Annotated in this window: 20 protein-coding genes; 10 read left to right on the top strand and 10 right to left on the bottom strand. The window is 63.2% G+C overall.

Annotated elements, in window-relative coordinates; genetic code table 11:
* The first annotated feature begins 3 nt into the window (after positions 1-3).
* Together CDV46_RS15880 and CDV46_RS15875 are read left to right on the top strand one after the other, a co-directional pair.
* Positions 4-1,086, top strand: coding sequence for an EscU/YscU/HrcU family type III secretion system export apparatus switch protein (locus CDV46_RS15880; protein ID WP_087723567.1), 1,083 nt, complete (start codon positions 4-6; stop codon positions 1,084-1,086).
* The gene (locus tag CDV46_RS15875) at positions 1,083-1,988 is read left to right on the top strand and encodes a lytic transglycosylase domain-containing protein (RefSeq protein ID WP_254916081.1); all 906 of its coding nucleotides are present in this window, start codon (positions 1,083-1,085) and stop codon (positions 1,986-1,988) included. Before CDV46_RS15880 ends, CDV46_RS15875 begins: the two co-directional genes overlap by 4 nt.
* A 98-nt stretch (positions 1,989-2,086) precedes the next feature.
* Here CDV46_RS15875 and CDV46_RS15870 read toward each other — a convergent pair whose 3' ends face one another.
* Entirely contained in the window at positions 2,087-2,695 is a 609-nt protein-coding gene (locus CDV46_RS15870) for a glutathione S-transferase family protein (RefSeq protein ID WP_087723565.1), read from the bottom strand.
* A gap of 274 nt (positions 2,696-2,969) precedes the next feature.
* Here CDV46_RS15870 and purB point away from each other — a divergent pair, with 274 nt between their 5' ends.
* Positions 2,970-4,343 carry an adenylosuccinate lyase gene (gene purB / locus CDV46_RS15865; protein ID WP_087723563.1) on the top strand — a complete coding sequence of 458 codons (1,374 nt, stop codon included), beginning with the start codon at positions 2,970-2,972 and terminating at the stop codon, positions 4,341-4,343.
* 142 nt (positions 4,344-4,485) lie between these two features.
* Positions 4,486-4,935 carry a c-type cytochrome gene (locus CDV46_RS15860; RefSeq protein WP_087723560.1) on the top strand — a complete coding sequence of 150 codons (450 nt, stop codon included), beginning with the start codon at positions 4,486-4,488 and terminating at the stop codon, positions 4,933-4,935.
* 159 nt (positions 4,936-5,094) lie between these two features.
* Here the strand turns inward: CDV46_RS15860 and CDV46_RS15855 are convergent, their stop codons facing one another.
* From CDV46_RS15855 to queA, 7 genes are all read right to left on the bottom strand, one after another.
* Positions 5,095-5,781 (bottom strand): cytochrome b/b6 domain-containing protein, encoded by a 687-nt coding sequence (locus CDV46_RS15855; RefSeq protein ID WP_087689236.1) that lies wholly within the window; start codon positions 5,779-5,781, stop codon positions 5,095-5,097.
* A gap of 182 nt (positions 5,782-5,963) precedes the next feature.
* Complete coding sequence (gene secF, locus CDV46_RS15850; RefSeq protein ID WP_087689234.1) at positions 5,964-6,941, bottom strand: protein translocase subunit SecF; 978 nt, start codon at positions 6,939-6,941, stop codon at positions 5,964-5,966.
* Positions 6,942-6,965: 24 nt separating this feature from the next.
* Positions 6,966-8,858: a protein translocase subunit SecD gene (secD, locus tag CDV46_RS15845; RefSeq protein WP_087689232.1), complete on the bottom strand. Its 1,893-nt coding sequence runs from the start codon at positions 8,856-8,858 to the stop codon at positions 6,966-6,968.
* A gap of 137 nt (positions 8,859-8,995) precedes the next feature.
* Positions 8,996-9,262 carry a preprotein translocase subunit YajC gene (gene yajC, locus CDV46_RS15840; RefSeq protein WP_233179920.1) on the bottom strand — a complete coding sequence of 89 codons (267 nt, stop codon included), beginning with the start codon at positions 9,260-9,262 and terminating at the stop codon, positions 8,996-8,998.
* A gap of 228 nt (positions 9,263-9,490) precedes the next feature.
* Complete coding sequence (gene tgt, locus CDV46_RS15835) at positions 9,491-10,621, bottom strand: tRNA guanosine(34) transglycosylase Tgt (protein ID WP_087723558.1); 1,131 nt, start codon at positions 10,619-10,621, stop codon at positions 9,491-9,493.
* Positions 10,622-10,711: 90 nt separating this feature from the next.
* On the bottom strand, positions 10,712-11,848 hold the full coding sequence (locus CDV46_RS15830) for an MBL fold metallo-hydrolase (RefSeq protein WP_087723556.1): 1,137 nt from the start codon (positions 11,846-11,848) through the stop codon (positions 10,712-10,714).
* A 137-nt stretch (positions 11,849-11,985) separates the two neighbouring features.
* Positions 11,986-13,068, bottom strand: coding sequence for a tRNA preQ1(34) S-adenosylmethionine ribosyltransferase-isomerase QueA (queA, locus tag CDV46_RS15825; protein WP_087723553.1), 1,083 nt, complete (start codon positions 13,066-13,068; stop codon positions 11,986-11,988).
* A gap of 115 nt (positions 13,069-13,183) precedes the next feature.
* On the opposite strand from queA, the gene recG reads away from it, so the two are divergent.
* From recG to CDV46_RS15810, 3 genes are all read left to right on the top strand, one after another.
* Positions 13,184-15,505 carry an ATP-dependent DNA helicase RecG gene (gene recG, locus CDV46_RS15820; protein WP_441339339.1) on the top strand — a complete coding sequence of 774 codons (2,322 nt, stop codon included), beginning with the start codon at positions 13,184-13,186 and terminating at the stop codon, positions 15,503-15,505.
* Between the two features lie 190 nt (positions 15,506-15,695).
* Entirely contained in the window at positions 15,696-16,640 is a 945-nt protein-coding gene (locus CDV46_RS15815; protein WP_087689225.1) for a LysR substrate-binding domain-containing protein, read from the top strand.
* Positions 16,641-16,991: 351 nt separating this feature from the next.
* On the top strand, positions 16,992-18,452 hold the full coding sequence (locus tag CDV46_RS15810; protein ID WP_087689223.1) for a catalase: 1,461 nt from the start codon (positions 16,992-16,994) through the stop codon (positions 18,450-18,452).
* Between the two features lie 3 nt (positions 18,453-18,455).
* On the opposite strand, the gene CDV46_RS15805 is transcribed toward CDV46_RS15810, so the two are convergent.
* Positions 18,456-19,133: a thiamine phosphate synthase gene (locus CDV46_RS15805; RefSeq protein ID WP_087723549.1), complete on the bottom strand. Its 678-nt coding sequence runs from the start codon at positions 19,131-19,133 to the stop codon at positions 18,456-18,458.
* A 207-nt stretch (positions 19,134-19,340) separates the two neighbouring features.
* Between CDV46_RS15805 and CDV46_RS15800 the strand changes: the two genes are divergently transcribed.
* The 3 genes from CDV46_RS15800 (at position 19,341) to CDV46_RS15790 (ending at position 21,257) form a co-directional block, all read left to right on the top strand.
* A complete protein-coding gene (locus tag CDV46_RS15800) occupies positions 19,341-19,829 on the top strand; it encodes a Dps family protein (protein WP_058377498.1) in 489 nt (162 codons plus the stop codon).
* Between the two features lie 109 nt (positions 19,830-19,938).
* A complete protein-coding gene (locus tag CDV46_RS15795; protein ID WP_087723547.1) occupies positions 19,939-20,730 on the top strand; it encodes a YdcF family protein in 792 nt (263 codons plus the stop codon).
* A 119-nt stretch (positions 20,731-20,849) separates the two neighbouring features.
* On the top strand, positions 20,850-21,257 hold the full coding sequence (locus CDV46_RS15790) for a GlcG/HbpS family heme-binding protein (protein WP_087723545.1): 408 nt from the start codon (positions 20,850-20,852) through the stop codon (positions 21,255-21,257).
* A gap of 395 nt (positions 21,258-21,652) precedes the next feature.
* On the opposite strand, the gene hemP is transcribed toward CDV46_RS15790, so the two are convergent.
* On the bottom strand, positions 21,653-21,904 hold the full coding sequence (hemP, locus tag CDV46_RS15785) for a hemin uptake protein HemP (protein WP_058377501.1): 252 nt from the start codon (positions 21,902-21,904) through the stop codon (positions 21,653-21,655).
* Between the last annotated feature and the right edge of the window lie 93 nt (positions 21,905-21,997).

Below are 21,997 nucleotides of genomic sequence, written 5' to 3'. Positions count from 1 at the left end.
TCCATGAGCGAAAAGAATCAGCCGCCCACCCCCAAGAAGATTCAGGACGAGCGCAAGAAGGGGCGCGTCGCGAAGAGCGCCGACCTTGCGGTTTGCGCGCAACTCGGCGTGGTGCTCGCCTGGCTGGTCTTCGAAGGGCCTGAGTTGTACGGCGCCTGTGTGGGGCTCGTGCAGCGGATGTTGCTCGTGCTGGGCGATCCCGTCGGCGAAGCGGTGCGTGGTTTGCTGGTGCCGTCGCTACTGCTGCTCGTGCGATTTTGCGGCGGGCTGGCCGTGGTGCTGATCGTGACCACATGGCTCGTCATGGTGTTGCAAATCGGCGTGCTGGTGGCACCGGACGCGATCACGCCCAAATTCGAGCGCATCGATCCCATTGCCAAAGCCAAGCAACTGTTCTCGATGCAGTCGCTCTTCGAGTTTGCGAAGTCGTTACTCAAGGTCGGCGTACTCGGCACGGTGTTTTTCTATCTGATCCGGCAGTACACGCCGTCGCTCGCCGTGCTGCCGCAATGTGGCGCGGACTGCGGCCTCACGCTGACGGCGCGCCTGCTGTTCTGGCTGATGTCGGTGCTCATCATCGCGTACGTGGTGTTCGGTGCGCTCGATTTCGCCTATCAGAAATACAACCTTCACAAGCAACTGATGATGTCGCATGACGAGATCAAGCGTGAATTCAAAGAGGTCGACGGCAATCCGGAGATCAAGCACAAACGCCGCGAAATTCACCGGGAAACGATCGAGAGCGGCAGTCTTGCCAGCAATGTAAAGCGCTCGACGGTGGTGGTGCGAAACCCCACGCGGCTGGCCGTGTGCCTGCGTTATGTGGCCGGAGAAACGCCGGTGCCCTGTGTGATCGAGAAGGGGCGTGCCGCTCGCGCACGCACGATCGTCGCGTTAGCCGAGCGCGAAGGCGTGCCGGTGGTCGAACACATTCCGGTGGCGCGACGGCTGATGGCAGAGGTTGCTATCGATGCCCCGATTCCGTCGGATCTTTTCGACGTCGTGGCAGCGATTCTGCGACTTGCGCTCGATTTGCCCTATGAGGTGAATGGGGGCGTCAAGCCGGGCGAAGGAGAGGCGTCGTGACGCGATCGACGATTGACGTGTGGCGCTGGCGGGTACGGATGACGTATCCGGTCTGGGTACCCGGCGTCGTGCTGGCAGTGGGGCTCATCCACGTGCCGTTGGGGGTGCAGTCCGCGCAGGACCGCCTGACGCTGCCCTCGCATCCGCGCATGGCCGAAGCGGGCATCGAGGTGCCGGTACGGCGTGCCGTGCCTGTCGCCGCAAGCGCGTCTGCCCATGAGGCTGAGGCGTCGGGCGTTGACGCGTCAGGCGATCAAGACGACGAAATTGAGGACGCCCCGTCGCCAAGCCTGCCGTTCGACGCGCTGGTGCAGACGACGGCGAACGACCTGTCGCTCGATGCCGCGTTGCTGCATGCCATCGTGAACGTGGAGTCGGGATATGACGCGCTGGCCGTGTCGCGCAAAGGCGCCATCGGTCTGATGCAGGTGCGGCCGCAGACGGGGGCCCGCTTCGGCTTTCGTCGTCTGGAAGATCCCGCCGAGAACCTGCGAGCGGGCGCCACGTACCTGCAATGGCTGCTCACGCGCTTCGACGGCGATTTGTCGCTGGCGCTGGCGGCGTACAACGCGGGGGAGGGCGCGGTGCTGCGGTATGGGCGAAAAATTCCGCCATACCCGGAAACGCAGGGTTACGTTCGAAAAGTGATGGCCGGCTATTCGCGGCTGGTGGCAGCCCGCGTGCCGGTGACCGCCGCAGAGCGGGCACCGGTGAGCGCGCGCAAAGTCGGTGTTGCGGCGGCCCCGCCGGAGAATTCCCGGGCGTGGCAACTGCTGAGGGGGCTTGGCGCGTTGATTACGCGTAGTCCGTCGGACGCGCCAGACGGTGGTGCGGCCTTGCAAGGCCGCGACGCACCGGCCGTCGCCGTACCGGCCAAGCGGCGGCCGCCAAGTCACGGTTAGGCAAGGTTAGGCCCGGTTAGTCATGGCGAGTTACCACCGGTCATGCGCGCAGCCACGGCCAGCGTCGCGCATAGCCGTGGATGACCTTGGATGGGGACTTACGCCGGTGCCGTGTCGGCGACCGACGGGCGTGCCGACATGCGCTCGAAATGGCGTTCGAGATTGGGGTGGTCGCGGCGCCATTCGATTTCCGGAAAGCGGAAGTCGAGGAAGCCGAGCGCGCAGACGAGGGCCACATCGGCCAGTGTCAGGCGGTTGCTCGCGCACCATTGGCGGTCATCGAGCCCCTGCGACATGGCGCGCAGCGCCTCGTCGATCTTGCTGCGCTGACGGTCGATGAGCGCTTGTGAGCGTGTGGCCTCATCGTGGAACTTCATTTCGACACGAATCTGCACGGCGGCGTCGGTCACCCCGTCGGCAAGCGCTTCCCACACCCGCACCTCGGCGCGTTCGCGGCCCGAAGGGGGAATGAGCTTGCCCACCGGCGAAAGCGTGTCGAGATACTCGCAAATCACCCGCGAATCGAAGACGGCTTCCCCGTCTTCCATCACCAGACATGGCACCTTGGCCAGCGGGTTGGACTGCTGGATGCGGGTGTCGTCGGCCCACACGTTCTCTAGCTCAAACTTGTAATCGAGCTTCTTTTCCGCAAGCACGATGCGGACTTTTCGAACGTAAGGGCTGGCGAGGGCACCGATCAACTTCATGTGAATCCTTGATAAATCGCAATAGCGCCGCAGAGTATAACGTGCTGCCCGGGGCATCGCGTAGCGACCCGGTCAGGCCCGCCGGGAGCGGAAAGGGCGTGAACCGGGCGGGCAATGGTAAAATATCGGCCTTTCCGAGTTGGCGTTTCCGTTTTGCAAGGTTTGGCCGGCGTCGCGCGGTGTTCCGGGCTCCCCCAGAGGGACGGCCGGCCTCGTGCGAGTGCTGCGGCAGGCCTCGCCGGCTCCCCGGTTTTCTTTTTCGGTGCCCAGTGCCATGTCCGACGAATTCTCCCCCTTGACCGCGCTTTCCCCGCTCGACGGCCGCTATGCCAGCAAGACCGACGCTCTGCGTCCGTGGCTGTCCGAAGCCGCTTTCATGCGCCATCGCGTGACGGTCGAAATCCATTGGCTGATCGCCTTGTCGAAGGCCGGTTTCGCTGAGATCGCCCCGTTCTCGGCCGAAGCAGAGAAATTCCTCCTGGATCTGGCGGCCAACTTCTCGAATGCCGATGCGCAGCGCATCAAGGACATCGAGAAAGTCACCAACCACGATGTGAAGGCTGTCGAATACTGGCTCAAGGAAAAGGTACTGGGTCAGGCCGAACTCGAGAAGGCGAGCGAGTTCATCCACTTCGCCTGCACGTCGGAAGACATCAACAACACCTCGCACGGCCTGATGATCAAGGGCGCACGCGACAAGGTGATCGTGCCCGCGCTCGAATCGCTGGTCGCCAAGTTGAGCGAACTGGCCCGCGAACACGCATCGCAGCCGATGCTCTCGCGCACCCACGGTCAGCCGGCCTCGCCGACCACGCTGGGCAAGGAACTCGCCAACGTGGCCGTGCGTCTGGCCCGTGCCCTGGAGCGCGTGCGTCGCGTCGAACTGCTCGCCAAGATGAACGGTGCCGTGGGTAACTACAACGCCCACCTGTCGGCTTATCCGGCATATGACTGGGAAGCGTTCTCGAAGGCCGTCATCGAGCAACGTCTGGGCCTCACGTTCAACCCGTACACGATCCAGATCGAACCGCACGACTACATGGCCGAGTTGTTCGACGCCGTGGCGCGCGCCAACACGATCCTGCTCGACCTGAACCGCGACGTCTGGGGTTACATCTCGGTCGGCTACTTCAAGCAGAAGACGAAGGCCGGCGAAATCGGCTCGTCGACCATGCCGCACAAAGTCAACCCGATCGATTTCGAGAACTCGGAAGGCAATCTGGGTCTGGCCAACGCCGTGTTGCACCATCTGGCCGAGAAGCTGCCGGTGTCGCGCTGGCAGCGTGACCTGACCGACTCGACCGTGCTGCGTAACATCGGCGTCGCGTTCGGCTACAGCCTGCTCGCCTACGACTCGTGCCTGCGCGGTCTGGCCAAGCTGGAAGTCAACCCGCAGCGACTGAACGAAGATCTGGACAACACGTGGGAAGTGCTGGCCGAGCCGGTGCAGACGGTGATGCGCCGCTTCGGTGTGCCCAACCCGTACGAGCAACTGAAGGAACTCACGCGCGGCAAGGGCATTACCCGTGAAGCGCTGCAAACCTTCATCAAGCAACTGGCGATTCCGGAAGATGCCAAGGCGCTTCTGCTGGAAATGACGCCGGCAAACTACATCGGTATTGCCGAGTCGCTTGCCAAGCGCGTCTGACGCATCTGATGTATCCGACGTGTTTGACACGTCGTTCGCTGCAAACAAAAAGGGCCGCTGATGCGGCCCTTTTTGCATGTCATACGGGGTACTGACGAGATGTGTATCATGGCCGCATAACTCAAAAGGAGAATCCCCTGAAATGAAGCTCGCCCTTGCTCTCGCTACCCTCGCCGCGGCTTTGGTCCCGGCGCTCTCGCACGCTCAGTTCGCCAAGCCCGACGACGCTGTGGAGTACCGCCAGTCGGCCCTGTTCCTGCTCGGTAACCACTTCGGCCGCATCGGTGCGGTCGTCAAGGGTGACGCGCCGTTCAACAAGGACGACGTGGCCAAGAACGCCGAACTCGTGGCCACGCTCTCGAAGCTGCCGTGGCCCGCATTCGACGGCGGCCAGACCACGGCAAAGAGCAAGGCCAAGCCGGAAGTCTTCACCGACAAGGTGAAGTTCCAGCAAGCGCAGGAGAAGATGGAAACGGCCGTGGCGCAATTGAACACGGTCGCCAAGGGCGGTGATCTGGCGTCGATCAAGAAAGCCTTCGGCGACGCTGCACAGACCTGCAAGAGCTGCCACGACAACTTCCGCGCGAAGTAAGTCAGTCAGTCAGCCGATTTGCGGCATGTGTGGGGCGGCTTTTGCCGGCTGAGGCTGCCAAAGAAAAAGACCGGTCCCCGTGAGGGCACCGGTCTTTTTTTGTCTGATGACGACGCTTGGGCGATGTGAGGACAGACTTCGGCCAAAGCCCCCGTGAAATCAGTACGACGGCAGCGAAGCCACAGCCGGCGTGAGATGGACGATGCGGTACACCAGCGCCGACGCCAGCACGATCAGCACCAGCGCGCCGGTGCGCACGCGCCAGTCGTCGCGGGCAGGGCGGGCGGGCGTGGCGAGCGGCTTGTCGCCGACGATCATGGGCGTGATCAGGTCTTTCTTCTTGCCGAAGCGATAGTAGAGAATCGCCAGCACATGCAGCACCACCAGCCCGATCAGTACCCACTGGTTGAGCTGGTGCCAGCCGGTGAGCGTGTCGCTCAGGTCCTTGTCGATGAACTTGACGAGCGGGCCGTCGTTGAAAATGTCGTCGTTCGAGAACAGCCCAAGCACGACCTGAATGCCGAAGAACAGCAGCATGGCAATGACCGACAGTCCGCCGAGCGGCGTGTGCCCGGCAAAGCGCGCGTCGGTGGCAGCAGGCGTGCGCAATGACCGGAAAAACGTCCGTGGACCGGTCATGAAGTCGCAAAAACGCGCATAACGCGGGCCCACGAGCCCCCAGACCAGCCGGAAGATCAGCAACGCGAGAATCGCGTAGCCGCACCAGAAGTGATAGATCATCGCGTTGCCACCGGTCTTGGCGGTGACGTAGGCGGTGACCGCCAGCACGACAAACGACCAGTGGAAGAGACGGGTGGGCAGGTCCCAGATGCGGATCGGCTTCATGGCGAGGGATGTCGGGGAATGTTGTAGATAGTCGTAAGCGACGAATCTCGCGAGATTACCGCAAGCCCGTTGCGCGCGCACGTATTGGGTTCGACATTCGGGTCGACGAACGCAAGCGAAAAAAAACCGCCGGACAGGCCGGCGGTTTTTTCAGACAAGTGACAAACGGCAACGCAAGCCGGTCAGACGCGTGCGCCAAAGTTCGGATCGTTACGATCGGAACCTTCTTCTTCGTCCTTGCTGTTGTGCTTGATGAGGTCTTCGCGCTTCACGCCGAACCACATCGCAAGCGCTGCTGCCACGAACACCGACGAGTAGATACCGAACAGAATACCCACGGTCAGTGCCAGTGCGAAGTAGTGCAGCGTCTGGCCGCCGAAGAAGAACATCGACAGCACCATCATTTCCGTACTGGCGTGGGTGATGATCGTACGCGACATGGTCGTCGTAATGGCGTGATCGATCACTTCCTGCACGGTGGCCTTGCGCATCTTGCGGAAGGTCTCGCGAATCCGGTCGAAGATAACGACCGATTCGTTCACCGAGTAGCCGAGCACCGCCAGCACCCCCGCAAGCACCGCCAGCGAGAACTCCCACTGGAAGTACGCGAAGAAGCCGAGAATGATCACCACGTCGTGCAAGTTGGCGATCACGCCGGCCACTGCGAATTTCCATTCGAAGCGGAACGACAGGTAGATGATGATGCCGACCACCACGAACGTCAGCGCCAGCAACCCGTCGGTAAAGAGCTCGTGGCCGATCTGCGGGCCGACGAATTCCACCCGGCGCAGTTGCACGTCAGGCGCGTCAGCCTTGAGCGCGCTCATGACGGCGTCGCTCTGCTGGGCGCTGGTGACTTGCTTGCCGTCCGTGCCGGTCTGAATCGGCAGACGGATCATCACGTCGCGCGAGGTGCCGAAACTCTGCACCTGCACGTCGCGATAGCCCAGCTTGCCGACTTCGCCGCGAATCTTCTCGAGATCGGCCGCTTGCGTGTAGGCCACTTCCATGACCGTCCCGCCCGTGAACTCGATCGACAGATGCAGACCGCGTGTGAGCAGGAAGAACACGGCCGCGACAAATGTCAGCGCCGAAATAACGTTGAAGATCAGGGCATGCCGCATGAACGGCACGTCTTTCTTGATACGGAAAAATTCCATGACTGTTTCCTCTCGCGCCTGCGGTTATTGCTCGCCTGCGTCGGGTGCGTTCTTCGCACCGTCCGGGCGCCAGACTTGACCGATCGCCAGCGATTTGAGCTTGCGACGGCCGCCGTACCACAGGTTGACCAGGCCGCGCGAGAAGAACACGGCAGAGAACATCGAGGTCAGGATACCCAGGCAGTGCACCACGGCAAACGCGCGCACCGGGCCCGAACCGAAGGCCAGCAGCGCCAGACCGGCGATCAGCGTGGTCACGTTCGAGTCCAGAATCGTGGCCCAGGCATGTTCGAAGCCCAGCGAAATGGCCTTTTGCGCCGAAGCGCCGGCCCGCAGTTCTTCACGAATCCGCTCGTTGATCAGCACGTTGGCGTCGATGGCCATACCGAGCGTGAGCGCGATAGCGGCAATACCCGGCAGCGTGAGCGTGGCCTGCAACAGCGACAGCATGGCGACGAGCAGCAGCAGGTTGAACAGCAGGGCGATCACCGAGAACACGCCGAACAGCATGTAGTACATCATCATGAACAGGGCGATGGCGATCAGGCCGTACAGCACCGAATCCACACCCTTTTGCACGTTATCGGCACCGAGGCTCGGGCCGATCGTACGTTCTTCGATGATTTCCATCGGCGCAGCCAGCGAACCGGCGCGCAGCAGCAGCGCCAGATCGTTGGCACCCTGTGCCGAGCCCATGCCGGTGATCTGGAAGCTCTGACCCAGTTCGCTGCGGATGTTCGCCACCGTCAGCACTTCGCCCTTGCCCTTTTCGAACAGCACGATGGCCATCGGCTTGCCGATGTTGTCGCGCGACACGTCGCGCAGCACACGGCCACCGGCGGCGTCGAGCTTGATGTTCACCGACGGTTGCTGGTGATCGTCGAAGCCGGCGGCGGCGCTGGTGATGCGATCGCCGCTGAAGATCACCGAACGCTTGAGCAGCACCGGCGCGCCATTGCCATGCAGGAACAGTTCGTCCTGCGGCGGCACCGGCGTGTCGGCGGTTACGAGACGCGGCGCGTCCGGGTCTGCCAGACGGGCTTCGAGCGTTGCCGTACGGCCGATGATGTCCTTCGCCTTGGCGGTGTCCTGCACGCCCGGCAATTGCACGACGATACGGTCCGGGCCTTCCTGCTGGATCACCGGCTCAGCCACGCCGAGTTCGTTCACGCGGTTATGCAGCGTGACGATGTTCTGCTTGACGGCGTTGTCCTGCACCGCGCGGCGTGCCGCTTCGGTGAACGCACCCACGACCTTGAACGTTCCGTTGGGACCGGCTTGCGTGGTGTAGGTGAGATCGGGCAGGCCATCGGCGAGCACGCCGCGGGCGCGATCGGCTTCATCCTGACTCGTGAAGGCGACTTCGATGCCGCTGTCCGTGCGCGTCACGCCGTTGTGGCGGACGTTCTTGTCGCGCAGCAGGGCACGGGCGTCGGCGGCCGAAGCGTCGAGACGCTTCGTGATGGCGCCGGCCATGTCCACTTGCAACAGAAAGTGCACACCGCCACGCAGGTCGAGACCGAGATACATCGGCAGCGCGTGCATCTTGGTCAGCCACGAGGGCGAAGCCGAGAGCAGGTTCAGCGCGACGACATAGGTCGGGTCGGTGGGGTCGGCGTTCAGCGACGTCTGGAGAAGATCCTTGGCGCGCAGTTGCGTGTCGGTATCCGAGAAGCGGATACGCACGCTCGGGTTGCTACCGGTGCTGTCGAACACTGCCCCTTGATAGGTAATGTTCTGCGCCTTGAGCGCGTCTTCAGCGCGCGCGAGCGTCGAGGGGTCGACCTTGACGGTCGCCTTGACGCTGGAAATCTGTACCGCGGGTGTTTCACCGAACAGGTTCGGCAGCGTGTAGAGCACCCCGATGGCAAGAGCCACCAGAATGACGATGTATTTCCAGAGAGGATAGCGATTCATAGCGGCGGGCTAGGGTGATGCCTCGTGGCAAACCGTGCTTCAGACCGGACGCATGGCGGTACCGGTGCCCCGAAGGGCGGGTACCGCCATGCGCTGCGGCCGCCGGATATGGCGGCCGCGTGCGGTTGCGCGAAGGATCAGAGCGCCTTGATGGTGCCCTTCGGCAGCAGGGTCGTGATAGCGCCCTTTTGCACGTTGATCTCGACGTTCTCGGCGATCTCAACGGTCACGAAGGTCTCACCGACCTTCGAGATACGACCGGCGAGGCCGCCCGAGGTCACGACTTCGTCGCCCTTGGCGAGCGCTGCCAGCATGTTGCGGGTTTCTTTCTGACGCTTCATCTGCGGACGGATCATGATGAAGTACAGCACCACGAACATCAGTACGAGCGGCAGGAAGCTCATCAGGTTGCTGGTCGAGCTGGCGGCGCCAGCCGTCTGGGCGAAGGCTTCTGAAATCAGCACGTTCGGTTCTCCTTATGTGTAAGACGTGTAAAAGCCGCGTGTGGCCGAATATCCGGTCACGCGCGGCATGTGTTTCGGTGCGAGGATGCAGGATCCAAGCCCGGCATTTTACCACCGCCCGACCCCATTCCCCCGGGGATTCGGTGCCTGAGCCTCAGGCGCCGGCCGTCAGTGCACCCCGCGCGCGCGATCGGCCCGGAATTGGGCGACGAAGGCGTCGAAACGGTGGGCCTCGATGGCATCCCGGATTTCCTGCATCAGCGTCAGATAGTAATGCAGGTTGTGGATGGTGTTGAGCCGCGCGCCCAGAATCTCCCCGGCTCGCTGCAAGTGGTGCAGATAGGCGCGCGAGAAGTTTCGACAGGCGTAACAGCCGCAAGTTTCGTCCAGCGGACGCGTGTCGGTCTTGTGCGACGCGTTACGAATTTTCAGATCGCCAAAACGGGTGAACAGCCAGCCGTTACGCGCATTGCGGGTCGGCATGACGCAATCGAACATGTCCACACCTGCGGCCACGCCTGCCACCAGATCTTCCGGTGTGCCCACGCCCATCAGGTAATGCGGCTTGTCCGCCGGCAGGCGCGGGGCGACGTGGTTGAGCACGCGCATCATGTCTTCCTTCGGCTCGCCGACCGACAATCCGCCGATTGCGTAGCCGTGGAACGGCAATTCCGACAGCCCGGCGAGCGACTCGTCGCGCAGGTTCTCGTACATCCCGCCCTGCACAATGCCGAACAGGGCGTTCGGGTTTTCCAGTTTGTTGAATTCGTCGATCGAGCGCTTGGCCCAGCGCATCGACATGCGCATCGACTGACCGGCTTCAGTTTCGGTGGCCGGGCGGCCGTCGATCTCGTACGGCGTGCACTCGTCGAACTGCATGACGATGTCCGAATTCAGCACGCGCTGAATCTGCATCGAGATTTCAGGGGAGAGGAAAAGCCGGTCGCCGTTGACTGGCGAGGCGAATTTCACGCCTTCTTCGCTGATTTTGCGCAGTTCACCGAGGCTGAAGACCTGAAAACCGCCCGAATCGGTCAGGATCGGCTTGTCCCAGCCCATGAACTTGTGCAGTCCGCCGTGCGCGGCAATCGTCTCCAGACCCGGGCGCAGCCACAGGTGGAACGTATTGCCGAGGATGATCTGGGCGTTGTTTTCGACCAGCTCGACGGGCGACATCGCCTTGACCGAGCCGTAAGTGCCCACGGGCATGAAGATGGGCGTTTCGACCACGCCGTGATTGAGCGTGACGCGCCCCCGACGGGCTTGTCCGTCGGTGGTGATGAGTTCGAACTTGAGCATGTGTCTTGCGCCCCGGCACCACCGGCAAAACAAGCCGGCGCCCGCACGGGACGGGATAAAGCGGCACGCGCCCCATGCGCGGCCAGGCCGCTATTGTACCGGCTCGGGCCTTGCCGGTTCGATAAGCGTCATACGCTCGTTGATGGGGTAGCGCACACCGCGCCCGAACGCATCTTCCATGGGCGTTCCGCCCGTGGTGTCGTCCTCGCGAACGACCGCCCGCTCAAGCGCTTCGGCGAATGCAAAGGCATCGCCCCGGCGCAGCACGGTGACGGCGATGTCTTCGCCAGCATTGGGACCGGTGCTTTCGTTGCGATCGCAGTGAGCCGGCACGCCATTGTGTCCACCGAAGATCCGCGTATTGGTGTCTACGTATTCCAGCAGCTTGCGGTGTGAGACGAGGTACTGCTTCACGTCACTGCCGGGAAGATGTGCCAGCAACTCCCCCGCGTAGAGATGATCGCCGGTCCAGATGCGATTGCCGTTGCGCTCGATCAGCGCGGTGGAGTCGGCGCTATGGCCGGGCAGGGAGAGCACATCGAGTGTCAGGCCGCCGAGTTCGATTGCATGCCCCGGGGCGAGCCACTGGGTCACGCGAAACGGGGGCGGATCAAAGCCTTCGCGCTTGCCGAGGTGTATCTCTGCGGGCACCCGCACGCGGCCGTCGTCGCCGATGAGCTGGCGGGTGAAGGGCAGGTCGATGAGGGCAATGTCATCGAAGTGCTTAAGACCACCGATGTGGTCGAAATGCAAATGCGACGGGAGTACCAGAATCGGCTTGTCCGTCAGGTGCGCAATCGCGCGGCGAATATCCTTGCCGGCGCTGCCGCCCGGGTCGAACAACAGGGCGCGTTCACTCCCGACGATCAGATACGCGACGTTGCGCTGCCAGTACCCCGGCTCATGGATGGCGTAGTGGTGTTCATCGAGGCGTTCGATGGCAAAGCCTTGTCCGTCGAGCGCGGAGGTGGACGGACAAGGCGCCGATGGCGTTGCCGGTGTGGATGCGGGGGCAGGAAGGTGCGCCCCGGCCACGGACGCGTTGGCAGGACCGCATAACGCGACCATCAGTCCGACCGTCATCGTGACCGCCACCGCGACGCTGGCGGCGACGCTAGCGAGAACGCTTGCGAGCGAGCGCTGGCGAGAACGACGGTGATGGGAGAAACAAGTGGTGTACGAGGAATGCCGCAAATGCAGCGAAGAGCAAGAAGCAGGGGCTGGCATGAAAGACTCCGGAGGTGCGAACGAGCGTGTCGCAGTGTGCCTCCGGGGATGTGGCCGACGTAACGCTCTGCGAGTCACAATCGGCCGTTTTGGGATGCCGTCCTATCAGGGGTTAGGGTGGCGTCCCAGCCCTACCATCAAGCCGCGGCCTTCGGTGCCTCGTGCATTTCCACGCGCGACAGGATCATCGCGTCGCCGTAGCTGAAGAAGCGGTAGCGCTGTTCGATCGCATGACGGTAGGCCGCGCGGATCGTCTCCATGCCCGAGAACGCCGACACGAGCATGAGCAGCGTCGACTTGGGCAGGTGGAAATTGGTGATCATCCGGTCGACCAGCTGGAAGCGGTAACCCGGCGTGATGAAGATGTCGGTCTCAGTGCTGCCCGCGCGTAGCGTACCCGCCTCACCGCCCGCAGCCAACGTCGCCTGTGCGGCAGACTCCAGCGCGCGCATCGACGTTGTGCCGACCGCGATCACGCGGCCGCCGCGTGCCCGGGTGGCGGCAATCGCATCGACCAGTTCGGGCGTGATTTCGTACCACTCCGAGTGCATCTTGTGCTCGCCGAGATTCTCCACGCGCACCGGCTGGAAGGTGCCTGCGCCCACGTGCAGCGTGAGCGTGGCGCGCTGCACGCCCAGCGCGTCGAGGCGTTCGAACAGGGCATCGTCGAAGTGCAGGCCGGCGGTCGGTGCGGCCACAGCGCCCGGGTTACGGGCGTAGACGGTCTGGTAGCGGGTCTCGTCACCCGCATCGGCTTCGTGAGCGATATACGGCGGCAACGGCAGGCGGCCGTAAGTTTCCAGCAATGGGTAGCAGTCGCTCGGGAAATGCAGGGTGTAGAACTGGTCGACGCGCTCGCCGACGGTGACTTCGAAGGCGTCGGCCAGCCGCAGGACGGTGCCGGGGCCCGGGCTCTTGCTGGCGCGGATCTGGGCGAGCACCGTGGTGCTGTCGATCACACGCTCGACGAGCACTTCGATCTTGCCGCCGCTCGCTTTCTGGCCGAACAGGCGGGCCTTGATGACGCGGGTATCGTTGAACACCAGCAGGTCGCCCGGTGCCAGCAGGCCCGGCAGGTCGGCAAAGCGGCGGTCGTAGAGATGCGGCGGCGTGACGCTGCCGTCGACCTCCAGCAGGCGGCTGGCGGAGCGCTCGGCGAGCGCGGTCTGCGCGATCAGTTCGGGCGGCAGGTCGAAATCGAAATCGGAAAGGGTATACATCAGCGTTTACAATGCGTAGCAACCGACATTTTACTTGGTTCGTCCGATGGCTTGCCGATAAGGCGTGCACCCGAGGGCGAACGCCCGACGCCGCGACTGCATGACCGAACGCCGAATGCCTGCCCCAGCGCCTGCCGCCGACCTTGTAGACCTTGCCGATGCTGCCGATGGCACTGCCACCGGCGCCGCGTCCGCACGGGGTGACGCGGCGCAAACCGGGGGCAAAGCCGTCACGAAGCGCGGTGCGAAATCGAAGGCTGGTGTCTCCGCCAACGACGATGCCGCGGCTGGCGCATCGGCCAAAAACAGCACCAAAAGCGCCGCCAAAAAAGCGTCTTCAAAATCTTCCGAAAAGCCCGCTGCCGGCAGCAGCAGCGCCGCCCGCAAGGGCAGTGCGGACAAGCTGGCCAAACTCGGCCTCAAGCGTGACATCGATCTGATTCTGCATCTGCCGATGCGGTATGAGGACGAGACGCGCCTGAGCAAGATCGGTGACGTCCTGCCGAGTGAACTCGCGCAGGTCGAAGGCACGGTCACGTCGAGTGACGTCGCTTACCGTCCGCGACGCCAATGGCTGGTACGCATCGAAGACGAAGGGCACGAATTAGTGCTGCGTTTTCTGAATTTCTACGGCAGCCAGCAAAAACAGCTTTCCGTCGGCACCCGCGTGCGTGTGCGCGGCGAAGTCCGCGGCGGCTTCTTCGGTCTGGAGATGGTGCACCCGTCGTATCGCGTGGTGTCCGACGCCGCGCAGCCGCTGCCTGAAGCGCTCACGCCGGTCTATCCGAGCGCCGCCGGTCTGTCGCAGGCGTATCTGCGCAAAGCCATTCATAACGCCATGGAGCGCACGCCGCTCCCGGAACTGCTGCCGCCCGGGCTCCTGCAAGCCTCGATCGGGCCGGACCATCCGCTGCCGTCGCTCGCCGACGCCGTGCGCTTGCTTCATGCGCCGCCGCCGAAGGTCTCCGAGACGTCACTCATGGAGCGCTCGCACCCGGCATGGCTGCGCATCAAGTGTGAAGAGCTTCTGGCGCAGCAACTCTCGCTCAAGCGGGCACAGGCCGCACGTCGCCGACTGGCGGCGCCTTCGCTTGGCAAGCACGTCCCCGGCGGCCTGCTCGAACGCTTCGAGGCGGCGCTGCCGTTCCGGCTCACCGGCGCGCAGCAGCGCGTGTGGGCGGAAATTCGCGCGGATCTGACCGAACCGCACCCGATGCAGCGCTTGCTGCAAGGCGACGTGGGCAGCGGCAAGACGATCATTGCCGCGCTCGCCGCAGCGCAAGCCATCGACGCCGGATATCAGGCCGCGATCATGGCACCGACCGAAATTCTGGCCGAACAACATCTGCGCAAGCTCTCCGGGTGGCTGACGCCGCTGGGTGTGCAGGTCGCGTGGCTCGCCGGCAGCATGAAGGCGAAAGAGAAGCGTGAAGCGTTGGCGCGTGTCGCCAGCGGCGAGGCGCAACTCGTCATCGGCACGCACGCGATCATTCAGGACACGGTGACTTTTGCGCGCCTCGGTATGGCAGTCGTCGACGAGCAGCACCGTTTCGGTGTTGCGCAGCGTCTGGCGTTGCGCAGCAAGATGCAGACGGCGGGGATGGGCGCGAACGCCATGCCGCACCAGTTGATGATGAGTGCGACGCCGATTCCGCGCACGCTCGCCATGACGTACTACGCCGATCTCGACGTCTCCGTGATTGACGAACTGCCGCCGGGCCGCAGCCCGGTGGTGACCAAGCTGATCAGCGACACGCGGCGCGCCGAAGTGGTCGACCGTGTGCGTGCGGCGGCGCTGGCCGGGCGTCAGGTCTACTGGGTGTGTCCGCTCATCGAGGAAAGCGAGGCGCTGCAATTGCAGACCGCCGTCGACACCCATGCGCAACTGATGGTCGCGCTGCCCGAGTTACGTGTGGGCCTCGTCCACGGACGTCTCTCGCCGGCCGAGAAGGCGGCCGTGATGGAGGACTTCACGCGTGGCAACACGCATCTGCTGGTAGCCACGACCGTGATCGAAGTGGGTGTGGATGTGCCTAACGCGTCACTGATGGTGATTGAACATGCCGAGCGTTTCGGCCTCGCACAGTTGCACCAGTTGCGCGGGCGCGTTGGGCGGGGTTCCGCCGAATCGGTGTGTTTGCTGATGTATGCGTCGCCGTTGTCGATGGGCGCGAAGGCGCGCCTGCAAACGATGCGCGAGACGACCGACGGCTTCGTCATTGCGCGTCGCGACCTCGAAATTCGCGGTCCCGGGGAGTTTCTCGGGGCGCGGCAATCGGGTGCCGCGATGCTGCGCTTCGTCGATCTGAACGAAGACGGCTGGATGATTCCCGGCGCGCAGGAAGCCGCCGAGCAACTGCTGGCTTCGCATCCGGGCGCCGTGGCGGCGCATCTGGAGCGCTGGCTCGGTGCGCGAGAAGACTATCTGAAAGCCTGACCGGAGACGTGCGCTTCAGCGAGAAGCCGGTCTTATCGAAACGGGCTGCAATTGGCTGAATCCGGGGTCCGCTCAATGCGGCGACGACGATCGGACGTCGCCTGAAAACGGGCAATGACCGCTCGATTGTGCTATAAAAAACAAAATCTATCGATTGCGGTAATCCGATTAATTTACAGGTTAGGACGACATGACCCTCACGGAACTCAAGTACATCGTGGCGGTGGCGCGAGAACGCCATTTTGGTCGCGCAGCGGAAGCCTGTTTCGTCAGCCAGCCGACGCTGTCGGTGGCGATCAAGAAGCTCGAAGACGAGCTGAATGTGCAGATTTTCGAGCGTGGCGCCGCTGAGGTGAGCGTCACGCCGCTGGGTGAGCAGATCGTTGCGCAGGCGCAGCGCGTGCTCGAACAGACCATTGCCATCAAAGAAATTGCCAAGCAGGGGCGCGACCCGCTCGCCGGGCCGCTGCGTCTGGGCGTGATCTACACGATCGGGCCGTATCTTCTGCCCGCGCTGGTCAAGCAGATGATCGAGACCACGCCGCAGATGCCGCTCATGCTGCAAGAGAACTACACGCTCAAGCTGATCGAATTGCTCAAGCAGGGCGAAATCGACGCGGCGATCATGGCGCTGCCGTTCCCCGAGAGCGGGTTGATGGTGCGCCCGCTGTACGACGAGCCGTTCGTGGTGGCGCTGCCGCGCGCCCATCCGTGGGCCAACCGTGATCAGATCGACGCGGGGGACCTGAAGCAGGAAACGATGCTGCTGCTGGGCAGCGGTCATTGCTTCCGCGATCACGTGCTTGGTGTCTGCCCGGAGCTCATGCGTTTCTCGCAGAACGCTGATGGCATTCAGAAGACCTTTGAAGGCTCGTCGCTCGAGACGATTCGCCATATGGTAGCGAGCGGCGTCGGCATCACCGTGTTGCCGAAGACGTCGGTGCCTGAAGTGCAGGCGTCCGACAGCCTGCTGAGCTACGTGCCGTTCTCGGCCCCGGTGCCCGATCGTCGCGTCGTGCTCGCATGGCGCAAGAGCTTCACGCGCCTGCCCGCGATCGAGGCGGTGGCGCAGGCCATCGCGCGATGCAATCTGCCCGGTGTGATCACGCTCGATCTGCCGGCTACGGCCAACTAAGAGGCCAACCAAGGCCAGCCAGACGCCTGCGGCCCGCCACCGGGCCGTCTCTCCCCCAAGAACGTCATGCGCCGCTGCTTCCCGCCGCGGCGCATTGCTTTTGGCTATGCGATAGATAAAAACGATTAATTCGACTGTTTTAATTAGAATTATTAACCTAGCGACACGCGTTTGCGAACCTTTGCGACCCACTGGAGGCGACCACGATGACCGCACTGAAAACCTATCTGCACGACATCGAAGCCACGCTGGAGCACGTGCTTGCCGAGTTTGCGCAGATGGCGGCGTAAGCCCATTCCCCCCCACAGCCTGCCCGACAGGCTGACCGATCAAGAAACAGGAGAGCGTCGCATGTCCGATTCCACGAATCCCAAGAAACTCACGACCGCCGCCGGTGCACCGGTGCCCGACAACCAGAACACGATCACTGCCGGCCCGCGCGGCCCGGCGCTGCTGCAAGACGTGTGGTTCCTCGAAAAACTCGCCCACTTCGACCGCGAAGTGATTCCCGAGCGTCGTGTGCACGCCAAGGGTTCCGGCGCCTACGGCAAGCTCACCATCACGCACGACATCACCCGTTTCAGCCGTGCCCGCGTGTTCGAAGGCATTGGCAAAGAAACCCCGGTGTTCCTGCGCTTCTCGACGGTGGCCGGCGAGCGTGGCGCGGCCGACGCCGAACGCGACGTGCGCGGCTTCGCGTTGAAGTTCTATACCGATGAAGGCAACTGGGATCTCGTGGGCAACAACACGCCAGTGTTCTTCGTGCGCGATCCGCTCAAGTTCCCCGACTTCATCCATACGCAGAAGCGCGACCCGAAGACCAACCTGCGTAACCCGACGGCCGCATGGGACTTCTGGTCGCGTCACCCCGAATCGCTGCATCAGGTCACCATTCTCATGAGCGACCGTGGCTTGCCTGCGAACTACCGCCAGCAGCACGGCTTCGGCTCGCACACGTTCAGCTTCATCAATGCGGCGAACGAACGGTTCTGGGTGAAGTTCCACTTCAAGTCGATGCAGGGTGTCGAGAACCTGACCAACGCACAAGCCGCTGAAGTTGTCGCCGGTGACCGCGAGAGCGCGCAACGCGATCTGTTCGATGCCATCGAAGCGGGCAACTTCCCGCGCTGGCGCATGCAGGTGCAGGTGATGCCGGAGGCCGACGCGGCAACGTACGCCATCAATCCGTTCGATCTGACGAAGGTCTGGCCGCATGGCGACTACCCGTTGATCGACGTGGGCGTGCTTGAACTCAATCGCAACCCGGAGAACTACTTCGCGGAAGTGGAGCAGGCGGCGTTCAACCCGGCGAATGTGGTGCCGGGCATCAGCTTCTCGCCCGATCGCATGTTGCAGGGGCGCCTGTTCTCGTACGGCGATACGCAGCGTTATCGTCTTGGGGTGAACCACAGCGCGATTCCGGTGAACGCACCGAAATGCCCGTTCCACAACAGCTTCCATCGCGATGGTGCGATGCGTGTGGACGGCAATCTGGGCGGCACGACGAACTATCAGCCGAACCGCTACGGCGCGTTCGCCGATCAACCCGAGTTTCGTGATCCGCCCGAAGCCGTCGGAGCGGTTGCCGATCGTTACGACCATCGCGTCGACGACGATTACTACTCGCAGCCGCGCGCGTTGTTCCGCTTGTTCGACGATGCACAGAAAGCGCGCCTGTTCGGCAATGTCGCCGCGTCGATGCAGGGCGTGCCCGACGATGTGGCGGACCGCCAGTTGGAGCATTTCGGCAAGATCGATCCGGCCTACGCGCAGGGCGTGAAGGCGGCGCGCGAGGCGCTGGCGAAGTCGTAACGCTTAGCTGGCTGGCCAGAACGCTCGGATGGCAGCGATGCCGTAGGCGCCCGCGTGACGCGCGGCCGTCAGGCTGTCGGCACGCATGCCGCCGAGCGCGAAGACCGGCAACGTTGTCTGTGCGGCGAGCGCGGCGAACGCCGGCCAGCCGAGGGGCGTGGCGTCGGGATGCGTGGCGGTAGCGAGTACCGGTGAGAGCGTCACGAAGTCGACGCCAAGACGACCGGCGTGTACGAGTTGCTCAGTGTCATGACAGGCGGCGCTCACGAGTTTCCAGCCGGTCGGCCGCTCACGGCAGGCCAACAGCCGCGCACTCGTGAGATGCCAGCCGTCGGCATGCGGCACCGTGTCGGCGTGAAGACCCTTCGCGGCGTCGAGCCAGAGATCGGCAACGTCGGCGCGTGGATTGAGCAGCAACTGCGCGCCTGCCGCATGCGTGAGTGCCAGCGCCGATTCCGCAAGTGCGCGATAGCCGTCGGCATCGAGTGAACGGTTACGGAGTTGCACAAGCCGGGTGCCGCGCGCGAGCGCCTGTGCGAGCCGTGACGCAAACGACGCGATCTCTGCGCGTGACGTGACTTCCGGCGTCACCAGAAGTTGACGGGGCAGGGCGGCATCAGCGCTGTCGCCCTGCGCGTTGGCGGCGCTGGACGCACTTGAAGAACCGGACAGGCTGGACATCGACAGGAATCGGGCTAGGTCGGCAGGCATGGGCGCAGTGTAACCGGAACATTCATTGCGTTGCCGCATCAGACAAATAGTGTGCCTCGCATCGTCACTCGATTCTGGTGACAGGGCAGGCGGCAAGCCGTGACACCGCAAGCCTGCCGATTTCGCGAGAGCGTGCCCGCGAGGGCCAATAAAGTGAACTTAACGAACGGAGTGATCATGGCTAAGAAAAACAACGTCGCCAGCGTGAATATCGGGATCAGCGAGAAGGACCGCAAGCGCATCGTCGAAGGATTGAATCACCTGCTCGCCGACACGTACACGCTGTATCTGAAGACGCACAACTTTCATTGGAACGTGACTGGTCCGATGTTCAACACGCTGCATCTGATGTTCGAAGGCCAGTACAACGAACTGGCGCTGGCGGTCGATCAGATTGCCGAGCGGATTCGCGCACTGGGCTATCCGGCACCGGGCACCTACAAGGAATTCGCAAAGCTGTCGTCGATTCCCGAGGCCGAGGGCGTGCCGAGCGCGGAAGAGATGATTCGCCAACTGGTCGAAGGGCAGGAAGCCGTAACGCGCACCGCACGCGGCATCTTCCCGACCGTGGACGCCGCATCGGACGAGCCGACCGCCGACCTGCTCACCCAGCGCATGCAGTTGCACGAGAAGAACGCCTGGATGCTACGCAGCTTGCTGGCATAAATTGCTGACAGAAGTTGCTGACATGAGTTGCTGGCATAAGCGCCCTATCGTACGAGAAATGTCATAGAGAAAGGGTGCACTCGGATAGGCAGTCCAGTACACTGGCCGGATGCCTACCGATTGGCTTATCCGCAATCTCTTCGTCAGTCTGTTCCTTCCGCCCGCCAATGTTCTGGTGCTGGCGTTGCTGGCGTTCGCCTGCTGGCGGCGCTGGCCGCGGCTGGGCAAGACACTGTCCGTCGTGGCCGTGCTGGCGTTTTGGCTTCAGGCCATGCCGTGGGTCGCAAGCCGCGTGTCGCACGCGCTCAACGTCGGGGTGCCGATCGATGTGAAGGCACTCGACGCCGCGCGCCAGTCGCCGGAGGCTGCCGCCAAGCTGCCGCAGGCGGTGGTCATTCTCGGCGGCGGCACCAGTCTGGGCGGGCCGGAATTCGGCCGGCCCGATGGCGCCGATGTGAGTGAGATGACCCTTGGCCGCGTGCGCTACGGCGCGTTTCTCGCGCGCCGGGCCCAACTTCCCGTTCTCGTGTCCGGCGGTGCGCCGTCGGGCTATCCCATTGCGGAGGGCCGCCTGATGGCGCAAGTGCTCTCCGACGAATTCGGCGTCCCGGTCCGCTGGACCGAGGCCCAATCGCTGAACACGGCGCAAAACGCCACGTTCAGTGCGCGCATGCTGGCCAATGCCGGCGTCACGCGCGTCTATCTGGTGACGAGCGCCTGGCATATGCGCCGCGCCCGCGACCAGTTTGTCCGCGCCGGACTCACGGTGGTACCCGCACCGTGCTGCAACGAGCGCGCGCTGGATCCCGATGCGATTCCCGGCTGGTGGCCGACACTCGACGGCATGCGCGCCACGCGCGTCGCGCTGCGCGAGTGGATGGCAATTGCCGTGGGGCATTGAGCCGCCCTCGGTGTGCCTGATGTCACGAAGCGGCGGCATAGTTCGTGTGAACGGCCGCACGTGCCGCGACCGGAGCGCCGGCTTTCTGTTTTGCTCACCCACCCGAATGAGAGAGACATATGAAGACCAAAGCAGTCCTGACCGCTGAAGACGTACAAAAGATCAACGCTGCCGCCGTGGCCGAAGCCACCGCGAACGGCTGGAACGTGTGCATCACGATCGTCGATGACGGTGGCCACGCGTTGTCGCTGCATCGCATGGACGGCGCTGCCCCCAGCACCGCGATGATGTCGTTGGGCAAGGCGCAGACTTCGGCGGTGAGCCGTCGCGACAGCGGCGTGTTCGAAGAGATGATCAATGGCGGCCGCTACGCCTTCCTGAGCGCGCCGAACACGGCCATGCTCGAAGGCGGCGTTGCCATCGTTGTCGACGGCAATGTGATCGGTGCCGTGGGTGTGTCGGGCGTGAAGTCGGCGCAGGACGCGCAAATCGCCCGCGCTGGTATTGCTGCTGTCGTTAGCGCGTAAATTAGCGCCTGCGTCGCGGGATGAAAGTCTCGCGACGCGTTGAGCGCCACCACACATCCGGCAGCCCAAAAAAGAAAAACCCGCTCTCGCGAACGGGTTAAAGGCTTGTCAGGCCGGATGGCCGCAACCTGAGGCTTGGCAGGTTGGGCCACGAGGAGAACATCAATGAAACCCTTGTGGCTGGACAAAAAAGTGGCTTGGCTGGCGCGCAACGCAGGTAGAGAGGGGCTTGCCGTAACTACATGGGATCGCGTTGCGTTCGCTGGCTACTGCCAAACACCTCTTAGGCGAGGTGGTCCCCACAAAACTCGGTGAAGGCGGCGGCAAGGTCGTGGTCAAGCCACCGCCAAAATTCTTTACTTCGCCTTCTTACTGCTTCTTGCAACTTACCTCGGTTACTTCGTCAGAATCAGCTTGCCGTAGCGCGTAGCGCGCAGTTGGTAAGTCTGGCCGTTGTGCAGGATGTTCACGCATTGCGTGCCTTGCAGCAGATGGTCGCTCGTCAGGACGCGGCCGGGTGTCGTGCTTGCCGGCTTGGCTGCCACCGGGCTAGCCACTTGCGTACGCGACACCGACAAGGTGCGGCGCGGCGCCGTAGCGGGCGTGGTCTGGCGTGCTGTGGTGTGGCTTGCGCTCATCTCGCTCATCCGTATGTCTGACTGTGAGAAGAATATTAAATGAGAATCATTCCCATTTGTATTTGAATTTGTCTATTGTGTTGTTAATGGCGATAGATTTAT

It is taken from the genome of Pandoraea sp. PE-S2T-3, assembly GCF_002179965.1.
Taxonomy (GTDB): domain Bacteria; phylum Pseudomonadota; class Gammaproteobacteria; order Burkholderiales; family Burkholderiaceae; genus Pandoraea.
The sequence above is the reverse complement of the archived record's forward strand: the minus strand, read 5'-3'. Positions and strand labels throughout refer to the sequence as shown.